We start from the raw sequence: 14,859 nt of genomic DNA, 5'->3' as shown, positions 1-14,859 counted from the left end.
TTTTAGATCAATAAACAATTTTCTGTGCTGTTAAAAACATACATAACCAATCCTCGTACTTTTATTCATCGTGAACAGCAAAATCCTGATATCAGCAGGGCTTTGGTGTCAATGGTGAGCCTTGTTAGTTTTCTTGTTGTTGCCCAATTAAGCGGATATAGTGATATTGGTGTTTATGGAGGATTGGCTGCCGAATTAATTTCATGGGCACGGGTTACAGGTTCGTTTGCTCAACGTGTTTGGGTGATGGTGTTAGGAACCCTTGCTGTTGCCGTCGCTTCTTTTTTAGGAACTGTAGCGGGTGGAAACATGTTTGCTGCTATGGCTTTTTTGCTGATGGTGGCATTCCTATCAGGAATGGCAAGAGGACTTGGCGATCATGGCTTAACACTGGGTACACTAGCAGTTATTCTTTTTCTTCTTTCTTTATTTGGGCCAAATACATTGGCAATAGCCGAAAAAAGGGCAATGGCCGTTTTAATTGGTGGCTCATGGGCAATAGTGTTAAGGGTTATAGTTTTATGGGTTATAAAACCACAGTTGCCTTATGATATAGCCATTTCAAAACCATGGACGGTTTCTGCCAGTATGATGGGTATGGTTCCTCAATTATCAGGTATTGATGAGCATGAGGCAGAGAAACAGCTTAATGAGCAGGAAACCAATTTGCGAGTTGCCATAAATGAGCTCTTGCCTTATTTGCGAAAGGGAGATAAGAAGATTGTTTCGGTTAGAAGGGAGCTTTTAAAAGTGGTTCGGGCTGGATCTCGATTTGGTTCCACGGCAATGGCGCTTTTCTACGAAATGAAAGAAGTTAGCAAGCATGAACGACTGGGTTTTATTGTTCCAACTTTAAAAAATACGTTTCAAGCCTTGGAATTGGCCGCATCAACCGTGGGACATTATTTAATGTCGCGATCAACAGAAGATGAGGAGTTGCTTAAGATCAGGATTGAACGGTGCGAAAATATGGTGGTGATCTTAAGAAAAAGGTTGGATGCCGCAAATCTTTCGTTATATGATAAAGTTGAAGTTTTAAAAGTGATCAATATGTTCGAATCGTCAATCGGTTACTTACAAACCGCACTTACCTGGGCTGAACGGATTGATGAGAAGCGTCGCCAACTTTCCTTTATTACACATTTTCAACCAGTTGTTTCCATTCGCTCGCAATGGAAGAACACCCTTTCTGAATTCACTTCTGAATCGGAATTATTCCGGCATAGTTTGCGTTTGGCGCTTATTGCCACCTTCGGGATATTTTTATTCTACTCATTTGAAATTCCCCGTGGATATTGGATTTCACTTACGATAATGGTGGTATTACAACCCGATTTTAGTTCAACCCGTTTAAAGGCTTGGGATAGGGTATTGGGAACTTTGGGCGGTGTGTTTGCTGCCAGCATTTTAATGCATTTTGTTCAATTTCACTATGTAATATTTATTGTAATTGCAGTTTGTTTGTTTTTGTTTTTTTATTTCCAGTCTCGCAATTATGCTATCGCGGTTTTCTTTTTAACTATTGAATTGGTGGCAATGATCGATCTGAATCTTCCGTACGAGTGGCACATTGGTTTATACCGAATGGTGAATACGATTATAGGAGGGATCATTGCTGTTGGAGCTACTTATTTATTATGGCCAAAATGGGAGCATGTTAAATTGAGCAAATATCTTGCTCTGGCTATTAAATCCAATAAAAATTATCTTGCCCAGGTGGGTTTCGAGCTGAAAGAAAAAACTGGTTTTCATAGCCGGTTAATAGGCTTGCGTCGTAAAGCCGAAGTTTCGAACCTAAACATGGCGGATGCATTTAAGCGAATAAAATATGAACCTGGAGCCAATAAAGATCGGTTAAAGCTTGCCGAAGATTTGGCATTTTATAATGCAAAATTAACGAGAGAGATCACTTCCTTTGGCGCTATCTTGCCTGGTATTAGCAAGGAGTTTAACTATTCGATTACGTATAATTTAATAGATGAGTGTACTGCCCTTTTAGATGATTTGGCTGAAGCTATAGAAAATGATCAGTTAATTTGTGTGCGCCATTCATTTACACGGTTTTTTATAGAGCTCGAAAATAAAGTGCATAAGACCAGGGGAAATAATCCAGGCAATGATCAGATTATACAAAAAGAGTTAGAACGGCAATTGATGGATTTGGATCTAATACGTTCACAGCTTGATAAAATAACTAATGAGATTGCGGCCATGTGTAATATTTCGGGAAATATAGAGTTACAGGCTATTGAGCAAAACTAATTCTATCAATTTTAACTTCACTATTTACAGCCACGTACCAATTATTATTTTTGCCCTGCGATGTTAAAAGTTTTTCGATTTATTGGCAAAGCCACACTTTGGTTTTTTGCTATTACTATTCTTTGGGTAATTGTGTACCGTTTCGTTCCTATTCCCATTACTTTTTTGCAGACCCAGCGTTGCTTTGAACAACGGGCTGATGGAAAGGAAATGAAACTTGAAAAAGATTGGGTTTCATTTGACAAGATATCACCTAATTTAAAACGCGCTGTAATTGCTTCAGAAGATCAATTATTTATGGAGCATATGGGGTTTGATTGGGATGCCATGCGCAAAGCCTGGGTTTATAACGATAAAAAGAAAGGCAAGAAGATAAAAGGAGGAAGCACGATCTCCCAGCAAGTGGCAAAAAATGTTTTCCTTTGGTCAGGACGCTCCTATATTCGCAAAGGTTTTGAAGCTTATTTCACTTTTTTAATTGAAGTATTTTGGTCGAAAAAGAGAATAATGGAGGTTTATTTAAATGTTATTGAAATGGGCGACGGTATTTACGGTGCCGAAGCCGCAGCAAATGCATATTATAAAAAACCGGCTTTAGATTTGAGTAAACGTGAAGCTGCTTCCATTGCAGCTATTTTGCCAAGCCCCTTGAAATGGTCTCCTACTAAGCCATCTCCTCAGGTAAAAAAGAAAATTAAACGAATAATGCGCTTTATGCGCATTTTAGGGCCGGTTGATTTTGAATAATTAAGGAAATAGTCAAAAAATGGCTCAAGGTGATAAACTTTGAGCCATTTTTTTTGATAAAAGAAACAAAATACCAACTACTAGGTATTTTGAACCGCTTTATTTTGCTTTATACTTGAGAAACATAAACATGCCATCATGGATTCTTTAAAATTTACCAAAAGGGATTATATTCTAGTAAGTATCCTGTTTATTGCCATTCAGGTGATCTTTATTCTGTATTATTTAAATTAATACTTATAAAACTGATGAAAAGACCTGGTTATGCCAGCTGTCTTTTAATTGAACTTCCCATTTAGTTTCAAAATCTTTTTTTGAAGCCACCAGATTATTAAAAACAATTGTTTCGTTATTCAATTTTTTGGCTTTAAGCAATTCTTCAAAATTGTCTCTTGAAACAGATTTAACTTCCTCGCCGGTTTTGTATGCAATGTTAAATCGATCGAATAAGTTGATGTCGAACGTCTGCTCAATTTCTTTCATTAATCGAACCGATTTGTCTATTGAACACCCGCTGGCTCCATATTGCGATTCATCCACCATCAAAATGATAAACCTGTTATAACGGATTTCAGACTTAGCTTTTAATAAATTGTCATGCGCGGTCCATTCAGTGGTAAACTGATCCAAAATGGTTTCTAAACGGCTTATTTCATGAGTATTTAATTCGCGGTTCGATTGATAGATCCAAACCCTTGAAGTATCATTGAAGTTATTCATAAGGCAAAGATAATCATCTTAATAGTTCCTTATCTTTTGGTCAGAAGATTTTAAATGTAAAACGGGAAAGGTGAAGGTAGAGAGGTTCTTTGTTTAGCTGTTTTAATTAACATTTACTTAACTAAAAGGGGTAGACCTCTAAATATTGGCTTATCTTTGAATATGAAACTACCTCCACCATTTAAACTGAGAATGGCCGAATTTCTGGGACCTGAACTTGATAAATTCATTGATGCTTTAAGTTCGGAATCACCGGTAAGTATTAGAATCAATAAGCAAAAATATCCATTTGATATAGCTTATAAATCAATTCCATGGACCCAAACCGGCTATTATTTACCAAGCCGACCATTGTTTACAGCCGATCCATTATTACATGCAGGTGCATATTATGTTCAGGAAGCAAGTTCTATGTTTCTGGAGCAAGCAGTCATGCAGGCATTGCCTGATCGTGAAGGATTAAATGTTTTAGACCTATGCGCCGCACCAGGAGGGAAGTCAACTCACCTTATTTCTATGTTCTCCAATAATTGCCTGGTGGTAAGCAATGAGGTGATTAAAAGTCGAGTGCCTATTCTGGCTGAAAATGTTCAAAAATGGGGTAATGGAAATGTGGTGGTTACCAACAATGATCCCAAAGAGTTTAAAGGAGTAAAATCATTTTTCGATTGCATAGTTGTTGATGCTCCATGTTCTGGAGAAGGGATGTTTCGTAAAAATGTAAATGCGGTTGACGAATGGTCAGAAGATAATGTGCAACATTGTGCCCTTCGACAGCGGCGGATATTGGCCGATATTTGGCCCTCATTAAAGGATGGAGGTGTATTGATTTATAGTACCTGCACTTTTAGTAGAGAGGAAAATGAAGCAAACTTGGCCTGGCTTTGTGAGCAATATGAAGCAGAAAATGTAAAACTGGATGTTTCTGATAACTGGAATGTTAAAGAAAGTGCCTATGCAGGGTTTACCGGTTATCGTTTTTATCCACACAATGCTGAAGGAGAGGGCTTCTTTCTGGCGGTAGTAAGGAAAGCGGCAAAGGATGACATTGAGTTTAAGTTTCCTAAAAAAAGAGGGAAAAGTGATTTGCTATCTATAGAGGATAAACATACGCAAGCATTTAAAGGGGTTCTGGTTAACGCTGAAGAATGGAAATTCTATTCCAAAGCTGAGGAGATTCTTGCCTTTCCGATTGCTAAAGCCAGAGAGTTTGAATTTATTTATGAGAACCTTTATGTGTTCAGTTCAGGCATAACGATAGGGACATTCAACAAAAAAGAATTCAGGCCTGATCATCCGCTGGCCTTATCCGTTGAGTTAAATAAAACTTTTTTCTCGATCATTAAGGTTGATAAGAATGAAGCTCTTAAATTTTTGAGAAAGGATGACTGTGTGTTTAAAGATGGAAAAGAAGGCTGGAATCTGATCGAATTTGAAGGACTTGGTTTAGGATGGGTAAAGAAAATAGGACATCGTTTTAATAATTATTATCCTAAGGAGTGGAGAATCCGGTTGTCGATGGACAAACTGCAATAATACAGGACACAGCCAAACCAATGTTTGAACAGATAAAATACCTGATTGTAGGTATTGTAAACAACTAAAAGCCATTGTACATTAGCTGCCTATCACGACCTCACCAAATCTACGGACACTGATTGCAGCAGTACTCAGGTTTGAGTACCTATTCTAAAACATTACGGGCTGTTAGTTTTAACGGCCCTTTTTTGTGTGTATACCAAAAGGTGAAAAAGCTGCCAAGGTTAAACCTGTGCAGCTTTTTCAATAGTATAAACTGAAATATAATTAACTCCAGCCGTTTGCTTTAGCAGCAATTTCGGCAATATCCAATACCTGAACTTCTGTTTCTTTTTCAGCCAATTTAACTCCATCTCTGATCATGGTCATACAGAAAGGACATCCTACCGCAATTACATCCGGCTTTAAGGCCAATGCTTCTTCTGTTCGTTCAATATTGATGTCTTTGTTGCCTTTTTCAGGTTCCTTAAACATTTGTGCTCCGCCGGCACCACAGCAGAGGCCATTTGTTTTGCAACGTTTCATTTCAGTAAGCTCGGCATCTAATTGCTCGATCACTGCACGCGGAGCCTCGTAAACGCCATTGGCACGCCCTAAATAACAAGGGTCATGATAGGTGATCTTTTTGCCTTTAAATGTTTCGCCGTTTTCAATTTTTAGTTTACCCTCATCAATTAACTGCTGTAAAAGTTGCGAATGGTGTAAAACCTCGTAATTTCCTCCCAGTTCCGGGTATTCATTTTTCAATGTATTAAAGCAATGCGGGCAGGCGGTAACTATTTTCTTTATGTTATAAGCGTTTAACACCTCAATATTGGTCATTGCCATCATTTGAAACAAAAACTCATTTCCGGCACGTTTGGCAGGATCTCCGGTGCAGCTTTCTTCCGTTCCTAAAATGGCAAATTTGATCCCAACATTATTTAATATGGTGGCAACAGCTTTGGTTATTTTTTGAGCACGTTCGTCAAAGCTACCGGCGCAGCCTACCCAAAATAATAATTCAGGCTCTTCTCCGGCAGCCATAAATTCAGCCATTGTTTTTATCTGTAATTCGTTCATGATCTAGCTTTTTGAGTAAAGAATGAAAATCGTTCCTTTCATTCTCCTATTCTTTTATCCTTCAAAAATTAGTTGTTAATCCAGTTAATGCGGTCGGCTGGTGAGTATTTCCATGGTGCCTGGTTGTTCTCAATGTTACCGAACATGTTATTGATACTTGCCGGTGCATTTGATTCTTCCATAACCAAGTATCTGCGTAATTCAACAATAATTGATAATGGGTCAATGTTAACCGGACAAGCCTCCGTACAGGCATTACAAGTAGTACAGGCCCATAACTCTTCAGAAGTGATATAATCGCCTAATAAGGCCTTTCCGTCCTGGTAATCTTTCCCATGTTTATCGATATTATTTCCAACTTCTTCCAAGCGGTCGCGTGTGTCCATCATAATTTTACGGGGCGATAAAAGCTTACCGGTAATATTTGCCGGACAATTGGCAGTACACCTTCCGCATTCGGTGCAAGAATAGGCATTCATCAAATTAACCCAGGTAAGGTCCGTTACGTCTTTAGCTCCAAAACGTCCCGGTGCGGCATCGGCTGGCGGACTGAAACTAGGGTCAAGCATGGCTTTTACCTCATTAGTAACCGAACTCATATTTGTGAATTTTCCCTTCTGTTTAAGGTTTGCATACCAGGTATTTGGGAATGCCAAAAGAATATGGAAATGTTTTGAATAAGGAATGTAATTGAGGAATGCAAAAATGCCAACAATATGAAACCACCAGCAGGCGCGTTCAATCATTTCCAAAGAAATAACGTTGGCAGGCATTATGGAAGCTAATGAAGAACTTATTGGAAAGGCTCCGGCTTTGATATAATGCTCAGCACCTAAAGTCTGTAATTTATAATCTGCAGCATTCATTGTTAAAAATGCCGTCATTAACAAAATTTCAGCTATTAAAATATAGTTGGCGTCGCTAACCGGCCAGCCTTTCATTTCAGTGCCCGAAAAACGTTTTATATGAATAATATTTCTTCGGATCAGGAAAATGATACAGGCGGTTAAAACTCCCAGTGCTAAAAATTCAAATGAACCAATCAGAAAGTCATATAAGCCGCCTGCAATTGAAAGTACACGGTGTGTGCCGAAAATACCATCAATGATAATCTCGAGTACTTCAATATTGATGATTACGAAACCTACATAAATTAGAATGTGAAAAAAACCAGCAATGGGTCTTTTCATCATTTTCGATTGGCCTAGGGCGACCAGTGCCATGTTTTTCCACCGTTCTGAGGGGTTATCCATTCGGTCAATGTCTTTCCCCAGCAAAATGTTTCTGCGGATTTTCTTTACATTCCGCGAGAACAGCCAAATGGCCATTGCCGAAATGATTACAAATAATAGTTGTCCTAGCATAAGGTTTTTGATCAGAGTGTAGCGCTAAAATAATAATTCAAAAAAATAAACCAATTTTTAAAACGGTCTATTTTCTACTTAGAATTGTTATAAATTGAAGATTTGCTTTTGGTGCAAACTCATTAACGTGATTACTAAGTTAGGTTTTTGTTACGGCTAATTATTTATGTGCGAAATCTATTTGTGCAGATAATCTGGTACTTATAATGAATGGTCTCAAAAAAACAGAAAAACCCTTTTGATTTGTATAAAAAGATACTACATTTGCAGTCCCAAAACGAAACCAATTATGGTTTTGTAAAAGGAGCAAAATCGAATGGGTTTTGCTGATAAAATGAGGTGATGTAGCTCAGTCGGTAGAGCAAAGGACTGAAAATCCTTGTGTCGCTGGTTCGATCCCGGCCATCACCACTTATTATTATTTACACCGCGAGGTGATGTAGCTCAGTCGGTAGAGCAAAGGACTGAAAATCCTTGTGTCGCTGGTTCGATCCCGGCCATCACCACAGAAAAAGCCCCAATTTGGGGCTTTTTTCATTTAATGTCTTTTAGTGTTTGCTTGCCGCGCGTTTTATCAATTACCTTCGGCCATACCTACGCTGGTAATCATAAAGTTTTCTTTTCTGCCAAAAAACAATTAGAAATAAGGTTGGGATTACGATGATTGATAGCCACTTGAATGCAAAGTGCGAATCAATTTTTTGAAGGGCCGATAAGGTTTCTTCAGAAAATCCTATCTTAATGAGAAGAGCGCCAACTTTAGAACTGAGGTCTGAAAGTAGCAACATAAAATTTGGTATTGGTGTTTTGGTTTGCCTAAAAATAGAGAAAATTAATTATCAATACCTAATTTCTTGTTAAGAATTATCTATAATAAGTAAAATTATTATTTGTCTAAATTAAAGCATATCCTACAACGTGGTTCATAGCTTTCTTTCTCTCCAAGTAACACCGTTTCTGAGCTTTTAATCAACCGATAGGAGCGGCTAGCTGGAGCTCCGCAAGCCATACAAACGGCCGTTATTTTGGTAATAAATTCAGCAATGGCCATTAATTTAGGAATTGGCCCAAAGGGCTTACCCGAAAAATCCATATCCAATCCTGCCACAATTACACGTACCCCTTTATTGGCTAATGCTTCACAAACATTGGGGAGTTCATCATCAAAGAATTGCGCCTCGTCAATACCTACAACCTGCGTATGACCACCTAATAAAAGGATGGACGAAGAAGTTTCAACAGGAGTTGATTGTATGGAGTTTAAATCATGAGACACTACTGCAGTGGGATCGTAACGGGTATCGGTAGATGGTTTGAAAATTTCAACTTTTAACTTGGCTATTTGTGCCCTGCGTAACCGGCGTAATAATTCTTCCGTTTTGCCCGAAAACATAGGCCCGCAAATTACTTCAATACTCCCTTGCTGAAATAGTCTAGATCGCTCAATTCCCTCGTTTGTCATCCGTCAATTAATGTTTTTCAAATCACGAATATGCGTATTATAATAATAAAAATGATTTCTGTTGATAAATCGCTAAATACTTACTAATCATATGATCAGCAAAATGGCTGGTGTGTTTTCTGAACCTAATTATTATTTTTGATACAAATAGACAGATTCCTTCGTTCTTGTTTTAAATAGATTACTATGACACGTGAAGACATTTTAAGCCGTATAGGTTCCATTTTAGATGAGCTAAAAACCGAATGCCGAAGCTTATATATTCAATCCAGTATTCAGCCTGTAGATCTCGAACTTTTTGAAGCAAATGCTAATTTTTTGAAAGAGCATGTGCTGATTCTGAAAAAAATCGTTGACAAAGAAAATGTAGTTGTTCCCAGTCTTTCTAAAGAGATACACACCCCAAGTGTCTCTATTGATGAGTTATTGATTAAGGAAGATAAAAGTAAAGTTGAACACTCTTTTCACGAAGAGCAGCCTGTTGTTGATGAAGCTGTAAAAGCAGAACTCAAACTAGAGGAAAAGCCAAAGGTTGCAGAAGATCTTAAGAAAATAGAAACCGAAGCGGAGCCAATATCCATTGCGGAACCTGAAGTTGCTCCTTTGAGAACGGTGGAAGTTGAGCAAGAGCCGGTATTATCGGCAGACGAAAAGATTAAAAAAGAAGAAGAAGCCTGGGCCGAGATCAATCGACAGTTTCAAACCAAGGTGCCTACATTAAATGATTCAATTTCTTCGGCAAACAAAGATAAGGTAGAATTAAACACCACTTTTAAACCGCCTGTAACCGACCTTAAAAAAGCAATTGGTTTCAATGATAAGTTCGCTTTTATTAAGGGCCTATTTAATAATAGTGTAGAATCGTTCGAATCGGCCTTAAAAGATTTGAATGCCTGCACCAATTACAACGAAGCCAACCATTATATCGAACAACAGTTGGCTTCAAAATATGAATGGGGTATTAAACCGGAGTTAAAAGAACAGTTTACTGCAATTGTTAAGCAACGGTTTAACGAATAATTCCATTTCGATTAGTATCGAGCTTTATCAATATAAATAGTAAGATGGTAAAGCTCCATAGAGATGAACCTCCATAGCTAATAAACGGTAATGGAATGCCAATAACCGGCATAATTCCAATGGTCATTCCAACATTGATGAACACGTGGAAGAAAATAATCGTGGCAACGCCATAGCCATAGATCCGGGAGAAGGTCGATCGCTGTCGTTCTGCAATTACAACGATGCGCATCAGTAGGAAAGTATAAAGACCCAGCACCAAAACGCTGCCAACAAAACCCCATTCTTCTCCAATGGTGCAAAAAATAAAGTCAGTACTTTGCTCCGGAACGAAATCGTATTTAGTTTGTGTTCCTTTTAAATATCCCTTGCCTAAAAATTGGCCTGAGCCTATTGCTATTTTTGATTGGTTAACATTATAGCCCACTCCCTTCGGATCCACTTTTTTACCCAAAAGCAAGTCGATACGGTCACGTTGGTGTGGCTTAAGAATATTATTAAATGCGTAATTAACACCTGTAACCAGGGCTATTGATAAAATAGCACTTCCAATGATCAGAAAATAATGACGACGAACTCTTCTGTCTCTCCATAATAAAAAGCCGGTTAATAAAATAAGACCTATAATTATGTAGGATTGTGGAATGAGTAAGGACAGTACAAAAAGTATAACAGATACAAGGCCGAAAACAAGGTAGAATGGTGGTAATCCCTCGCGGTACAATACAATAAAAAACGACATAAACACCATTGCTGAACCAGCATCGGGTTGCAAAAGGATAAGTGCGACCGGAGCAAAAATGAGCGTAAAGCATTTTAGCTGATCACCCAGATCTGCGAGCTTAAGGTTTGTGGAGCCCATATAACGGGCTAACGTTAAACAAGTGGCCACCTTAGCAAATTCGGCTGGTTGAAGCCTGAAAGCCCCAATTTCGAACCAGGCTCGATTACCGCCTACCAATTTGCCCACAAATAAAACAGCTACCAGCAAAATAATGGTAATACCGTAGAAGACATATGCCGAAAAGTTGAAGAATTTCGAGTCTATCAGTAGAATGATGATAATCATAAGAACGGAGCTCGAGATCCAGAGCAGTTGTTTGCCATAATTTCTGCTCATATCGAAAATACTCGAATGATCCGCATCGTAAACAGCAGCGTAGATATTTGCCCATCCGATTAAAACTAGACAGAAATAAATGATGATCGTCATCCAATCAACATTGTAAAAGGGGCTTGTTTGCTGGCTTTGGTTCATTGCTCGTTTTCTGTTCTATCTTTTTTGCGTAGTTTCCTTTTTTTCTTCTCTGGGTTTTTGAGTTACCGATGTAGGCTTTACCTGTTTTACCGGTTTTTTCTCTTCTTTTTTATCGCTGGTCTCCGCTTTCTTTTCGTCCTTCTTTTTAATATTTCCACTCGCGTTAAATTGGTCACCTGGTAAAAGGCTGGCATTTAAAATACGATCTTCATATGCTTTAGGGCGAGTTATAGAATCCCGGATGTATTTTTCGATCATTAAGCTGGCTATAGGAGCTGCCCAGGTAGCACCATAACCGGCGTTCTCAACAAAAACAGCAATGGCGATTTTAGGATTATCCTTAGGTGCAAAACCCATGAAAACAGAGTGGTTTTTGCCATGAGGATTCTGTGCAGTACCCGTCTTTCCGCAAATTGGAATATCGGGGATACGGGCATAGGTGGCTGTACCGGCTAGTATTACACGTTCCATACCATCAATAACCGGTGGGAAATATTTGGAATCGATGCCTAATGAATTTTTTTTAGCATACTCCGGACGAATAAGCTTATTGCTTCCAATGGCCTTAACCAAATGCGGACGATAAAAATAACCGCGATTAGCGATACCAGCCATTACATTGGCCATCTGCAAAGGGGTAATACCTAACTCACCCTGGCCGATGGACAGTGAAATTACTGTTGATGATTTCCAATGATTGGCACCGTATATTTTATCGTAGTATTTATGGGTTGGTAATAAACCTTTTAATTCATTTGGTAAGTCAATATCGAGTTTAACGCCAATTCCAAACTTTTCAATTGCATCTCTCCATGCTGTATATGCTTGGTCTACTGTCATTCCCGGATGATTATCAATCATTGTTTTAAATGCCCAGCAATAATAAGCGTTACAAGAGTTTTGAATTGACTCGACCATGTTTTGCGGTGAGTGATTGTGTTCGCACTTTACCAGTCTCGACCCAATTCGGTAACCACCTCCACAAGGAAAGCGCTGATCAGGAGTGATCAATCCCATTTGTTGGCCTATTAAAGCCTGGATTGGCTTAAATACTGAACCTGGAGGATACTGCGCCTGAATTGGACGAATAAACAATGGCTTTAATGGATCTTTCAAAAGCTTCATGTAATTGTTGCCTCTAATACGACCTACCAGTAGGTTTGGGTCATAGTTGGGTGCACTTACAAAAGCTAATATTTCGCCGGTGGAAGGTTCAATCGCTACAATACTGCCAACCTTGTTTTGCATTAAAGCTTCGCCATATTGTTGCAACTTGGCATCAAGGGACGTGATCATTTTATCACCAGGAACAGCGGCTGTATCAAATTTTCCTTCATCAAAACTACCTTGTTCACGGTTAAAAACGTCAACCATTACACGCTTAATACCTCTTTGGCCACGCAGTAGCTTCTCATATGAGCGCTCAATCCCGCTGATGCCAATATAATCACCCTGACGATAATCCCCTTTTGATAGCTCGATAAGTTTATCGTTCACCTCACCAATGTAGCCTAATACGTGAGCTGCTATTGGAGAGGGATATTTTCTGAGGGTACGGTTTTGTACGAAAAAGCCAGGAAACTGGAAAAGGTGTTCCTGTAAACGGGCATACGTTTCTGCTGATAATTGCTTTTCAATTAAAGAGGCTTTAACACGAGAATATTCTCTTACTTTTTGAAGTTTTTCAACAAACTTATCTTCTTCTACTTCAATTAGTTGACAAAATAAAGCGGTGTCGAAAGGTTTTATACTTTTGGGAACCGCCATAAGGTCATAAACAGGCTCATTTTGTACCAATAGTACATTCTTACGATCATATATCACTCCTCGAGGAGGATAGACCACTAATCTTCTTAAAACATTGTTATTGGCAAAATCGAGATATCGGTCGTCAATAATCTGTATATAAAAAAGCCTTGCTACAAGTAAAAAAATAGCTGAAATAAAAATGGCCTGGATGATAAACTTCCGCTGAAAAAAACTGTTCATTAGCGCTTTCTGCTACCGAATAAATATTGACTGATAATAATTAACGTTAAAGTATAAGCGGAACTTATAATAGCCTTATAGGTAGCCATTAGAAATTCGCTTATTCGAAAATATTCAATATTGAGCAGAAAAACATGGTGTATTACCACTAAAATTGCACTATAAGTAAAAAACCAACGAAATCCGTAGTTGCGGATCGTGGGTTCAGGGAAAAACTCCCCTCCTTTAGGAATCATGATTGCCAAAATACCTATACGGCAGAAAGCCATTAATACACACGCTGCGGTATGCAGGCCAATAGTGTTGGAAAAAGCATCAATTGAAAGTCCAATCAGAAAAGATAATAGAAATATCCAGAAATTATCAAGATTAACTGGCAATAAGATGATGAACATTACATATATGTAAGGTACAGCAATGTTATATAACGATAAATTGGGGAGAAAGAATACCTGAAATAATACCAGGAAAATAAATCGGAATACGTTAGCAGTAATTAATCTAATCATGGCTCAGGTTGGCTTCGAGTTTCTGCTTTTCTTGAATGAATTTATCTTGTACAACGTAAACGTACTGTAAACGTTGAAAATCTGTGGCAAATTGGATTTCTATGTTCAACAAGCTCTCACCGGTTTGTTTTGGCGAATTAATTACTTTACCTAAAGCAACTCCTTCTGGAAACAGAGAGTACCCTGTGGTTACCACCAGTTCATTCCTTTTAACCGGAACATGGTTCGGGATTTCTTTTAAGGTTCCGTAGTGAGGGTTGGTCCCTTCCCAAATAACCGAGCCAATCGCATTGCTTAATGAAAGCTTAGAGCTGATGCTCATGTCTTTATGCAATAATGACATCACAGTGCTGAAGTGTTCCGACACATCTTTAACAATACCTACCACACCCTGGCCGCAAATTACACCCATTCCAGGTTTAAGGCCATGGTCGCTTCCCCGATTAATGGTTAGGTAGTTTTTTCTAAAGTTTATTGTGTTGTTCACCACTTTGGCCTCGATATACGAATACTGCTGGATTTTCATTGAATCCTGTTTCAATGTGTCGATCACTGTTTTCTTCTTGATAGAATCAATGTAAAACACATTAGGAAGCATATTCCGAAGTTTGGCGTTTTCAGCTACTAAACTATCGTTTACACGACCCAGCAATACATAACTTTTTATGTCGTTGGAGGTTTCGTAAAGATTGCCAATAAATTGATTTGAGGAATTGAGGAATGTTGTTTTCTGGTAATCGTTATTTCTGATGAGCAAGACAAGTGCAGTAACCTCAAAAATAACGAATAAGAAAAATGCGCGAAATCGTAGAATGAATAGCCAAAGGTTACGCATTGGTTAAGTTTAATGTGTGAATGACTAAATGAAAGAATGATAGAATTAAAGTGTAATAAATTCACTCATTCTATCATTCTCTTATTCTTTCA

At 38.4% G+C, this 14,859-nt stretch carries 12 protein-coding genes and 2 tRNA genes; 6 read left to right on the top strand and 8 right to left on the bottom strand.

Translation table 11 applies throughout. From position 1 onward, the window contains the following. Positions 1-24 precede the first annotated feature (24 nt). Positions 25-2,262 (top strand): FUSC family protein, encoded by a 2,238-nt coding sequence (locus C3K47_RS03715; protein ID WP_103787769.1) that lies wholly within the window; start codon positions 25-27, stop codon positions 2,260-2,262. 60 nt (positions 2,263-2,322) lie between these two features. After that, on the top strand, positions 2,323-3,009 hold the full coding sequence (mtgA, locus tag C3K47_RS03710; protein WP_103787768.1) for a monofunctional biosynthetic peptidoglycan transglycosylase: 687 nt from the start codon (positions 2,323-2,325) through the stop codon (positions 3,007-3,009). Positions 3,010-3,246: 237 nt separating this feature from the next. Here mtgA and C3K47_RS03705 read toward each other — a convergent pair whose 3' ends face one another. After that, on the bottom strand, positions 3,247-3,729 hold the full coding sequence (locus C3K47_RS03705) for an ABC transporter ATPase (protein WP_103787767.1): 483 nt from the start codon (positions 3,727-3,729) through the stop codon (positions 3,247-3,249). Between the two features lie 162 nt (positions 3,730-3,891). On the opposite strand from C3K47_RS03705, the gene C3K47_RS03700 reads away from it, so the two are divergent. Next, positions 3,892-5,265 (top strand): methyltransferase RsmF C-terminal domain-like protein, encoded by a 1,374-nt coding sequence (locus C3K47_RS03700; protein ID WP_103787766.1) that lies wholly within the window; start codon positions 3,892-3,894, stop codon positions 5,263-5,265. A 270-nt stretch (positions 5,266-5,535) separates the two neighbouring features. On the opposite strand, the gene C3K47_RS03695 is transcribed toward C3K47_RS03700, so the two are convergent. Together C3K47_RS03695 and C3K47_RS03690 are read right to left on the bottom strand one after the other, a co-directional pair. Then, complete coding sequence (locus C3K47_RS03695) at positions 5,536-6,330, bottom strand: (Fe-S)-binding protein (protein ID WP_103787765.1); 795 nt, start codon at positions 6,328-6,330, stop codon at positions 5,536-5,538. A 68-nt stretch (positions 6,331-6,398) separates the two neighbouring features. Next, positions 6,399-7,694, bottom strand: coding sequence for a 4Fe-4S dicluster domain-containing protein (locus C3K47_RS03690; RefSeq protein ID WP_103787764.1), 1,296 nt, complete (start codon positions 7,692-7,694; stop codon positions 6,399-6,401). A gap of 338 nt (positions 7,695-8,032) precedes the next feature. Here C3K47_RS03690 and C3K47_RS03685 point away from each other — a divergent pair. Both C3K47_RS03685 and C3K47_RS03680 read left to right on the top strand, forming a co-directional pair. Next, positions 8,033-8,105, top strand: a tRNA-Phe gene (locus tag C3K47_RS03685). 22 nt (positions 8,106-8,127) lie between these two features. Then, positions 8,128-8,200 (top strand) — tRNA-Phe (locus C3K47_RS03680). Positions 8,201-8,580: 380 nt separating this feature from the next. Here C3K47_RS03680 and C3K47_RS03670 read toward each other — a convergent pair. Then, positions 8,581-9,156: a thymidine kinase gene (locus tag C3K47_RS03670; protein ID WP_103787762.1), complete on the bottom strand. Its 576-nt coding sequence runs from the start codon at positions 9,154-9,156 to the stop codon at positions 8,581-8,583. Positions 9,157-9,342: 186 nt separating this feature from the next. Here C3K47_RS03670 and C3K47_RS03665 point away from each other — a divergent pair, with 186 nt between their 5' ends. After that, positions 9,343-10,176: a hypothetical protein gene (locus tag C3K47_RS03665; RefSeq protein WP_103787761.1), complete on the top strand. Its 834-nt coding sequence runs from the start codon at positions 9,343-9,345 to the stop codon at positions 10,174-10,176. Here C3K47_RS03665 and rodA read toward each other — a convergent pair. From rodA to mreC, 4 genes are read right to left on the bottom strand one after another with little or no spacing between them, the layout of a single operon-like run. Further along, complete coding sequence (gene rodA / locus C3K47_RS03660; protein ID WP_103787760.1) at positions 10,166-11,434, bottom strand: rod shape-determining protein RodA; 1,269 nt, start codon at positions 11,432-11,434, stop codon at positions 10,166-10,168. The two genes, C3K47_RS03665 and rodA, sit on opposite strands and share 11 nt — an antisense overlap. A gap of 15 nt (positions 11,435-11,449) precedes the next feature. Continuing rightward, positions 11,450-13,423, bottom strand: a complete 1,974-nt coding sequence (gene mrdA, locus C3K47_RS03655) for a penicillin-binding protein 2 (RefSeq protein ID WP_103787759.1) — start codon at positions 13,421-13,423, stop codon at positions 11,450-11,452. Further along, entirely contained in the window at positions 13,423-13,932 is a 510-nt protein-coding gene (locus tag C3K47_RS03650; protein WP_103787758.1) for a rod shape-determining protein MreD, read from the bottom strand. The genes mrdA and C3K47_RS03650 overlap by 1 nt, the downstream gene beginning before the upstream one ends. Next, the gene (gene mreC, locus C3K47_RS03645; RefSeq protein WP_103787757.1) at positions 13,925-14,767 is read right to left on the bottom strand and encodes a rod shape-determining protein MreC; all 843 of its coding nucleotides are present in this window, start codon (positions 14,765-14,767) and stop codon (positions 13,925-13,927) included. The genes C3K47_RS03650 and mreC overlap by 8 nt, the downstream gene beginning before the upstream one ends. Positions 14,768-14,859 lie beyond the last annotated feature (92 nt).

Source organism: Solitalea longa (assembly GCF_002920915.1).
GTDB classification, from domain to species: domain Bacteria; phylum Bacteroidota; class Bacteroidia; order Sphingobacteriales; family Sphingobacteriaceae; genus Solitalea; species Solitalea longa.
Note: the sequence above shows the minus strand (reverse complement) of the source record. Positions and strands in the feature narration are given on the sequence as shown.

Coding starts and splice junctions, on each gene's coding strand:
- C3K47_RS03705 (WP_103787767.1), bottom strand. CDS start 3,729: ATGAATAACTTCAATGATACTTCAAGGGTTTGGATCTATCAATCGAAC.
- mtgA (WP_103787768.1), top strand. CDS start 2,323: ATGTTAAAAGTTTTTCGATTTATTGGCAAAGCCACACTTTGGTTTTTT.
- C3K47_RS03690 (WP_103787764.1), bottom strand. CDS start 7,694: ATGCTAGGACAACTATTATTTGTAATCATTTCGGCAATGGCCATTTGG.
- mrdA (WP_103787759.1), bottom strand. CDS start 13,423: ATGAACAGTTTTTTTCAGCGGAAGTTTATCATCCAGGCCATTTTTATT.
- C3K47_RS03695 (WP_103787765.1), bottom strand. CDS start 6,330: ATGAACGAATTACAGATAAAAACAATGGCTGAATTTATGGCTGCCGGA.
- mreC (WP_103787757.1), bottom strand. CDS start 14,767: ATGCGTAACCTTTGGCTATTCATTCTACGATTTCGCGCATTTTTCTTA.
- C3K47_RS03665 (WP_103787761.1), top strand. CDS start 9,343: ATGACACGTGAAGACATTTTAAGCCGTATAGGTTCCATTTTAGATGAG.
- C3K47_RS03670 (WP_103787762.1), bottom strand. CDS start 9,156: ATGACAAACGAGGGAATTGAGCGATCTAGACTATTTCAGCAAGGGAGT.
- C3K47_RS03650 (WP_103787758.1), bottom strand. CDS start 13,932: ATGATTAGATTAATTACTGCTAACGTATTCCGATTTATTTTCCTGGTA.
- C3K47_RS03700 (WP_103787766.1), top strand. CDS start 3,892: ATGAAACTACCTCCACCATTTAAACTGAGAATGGCCGAATTTCTGGGA.
- rodA (WP_103787760.1), bottom strand. CDS start 11,434: ATGAACCAAAGCCAGCAAACAAGCCCCTTTTACAATGTTGATTGGATG.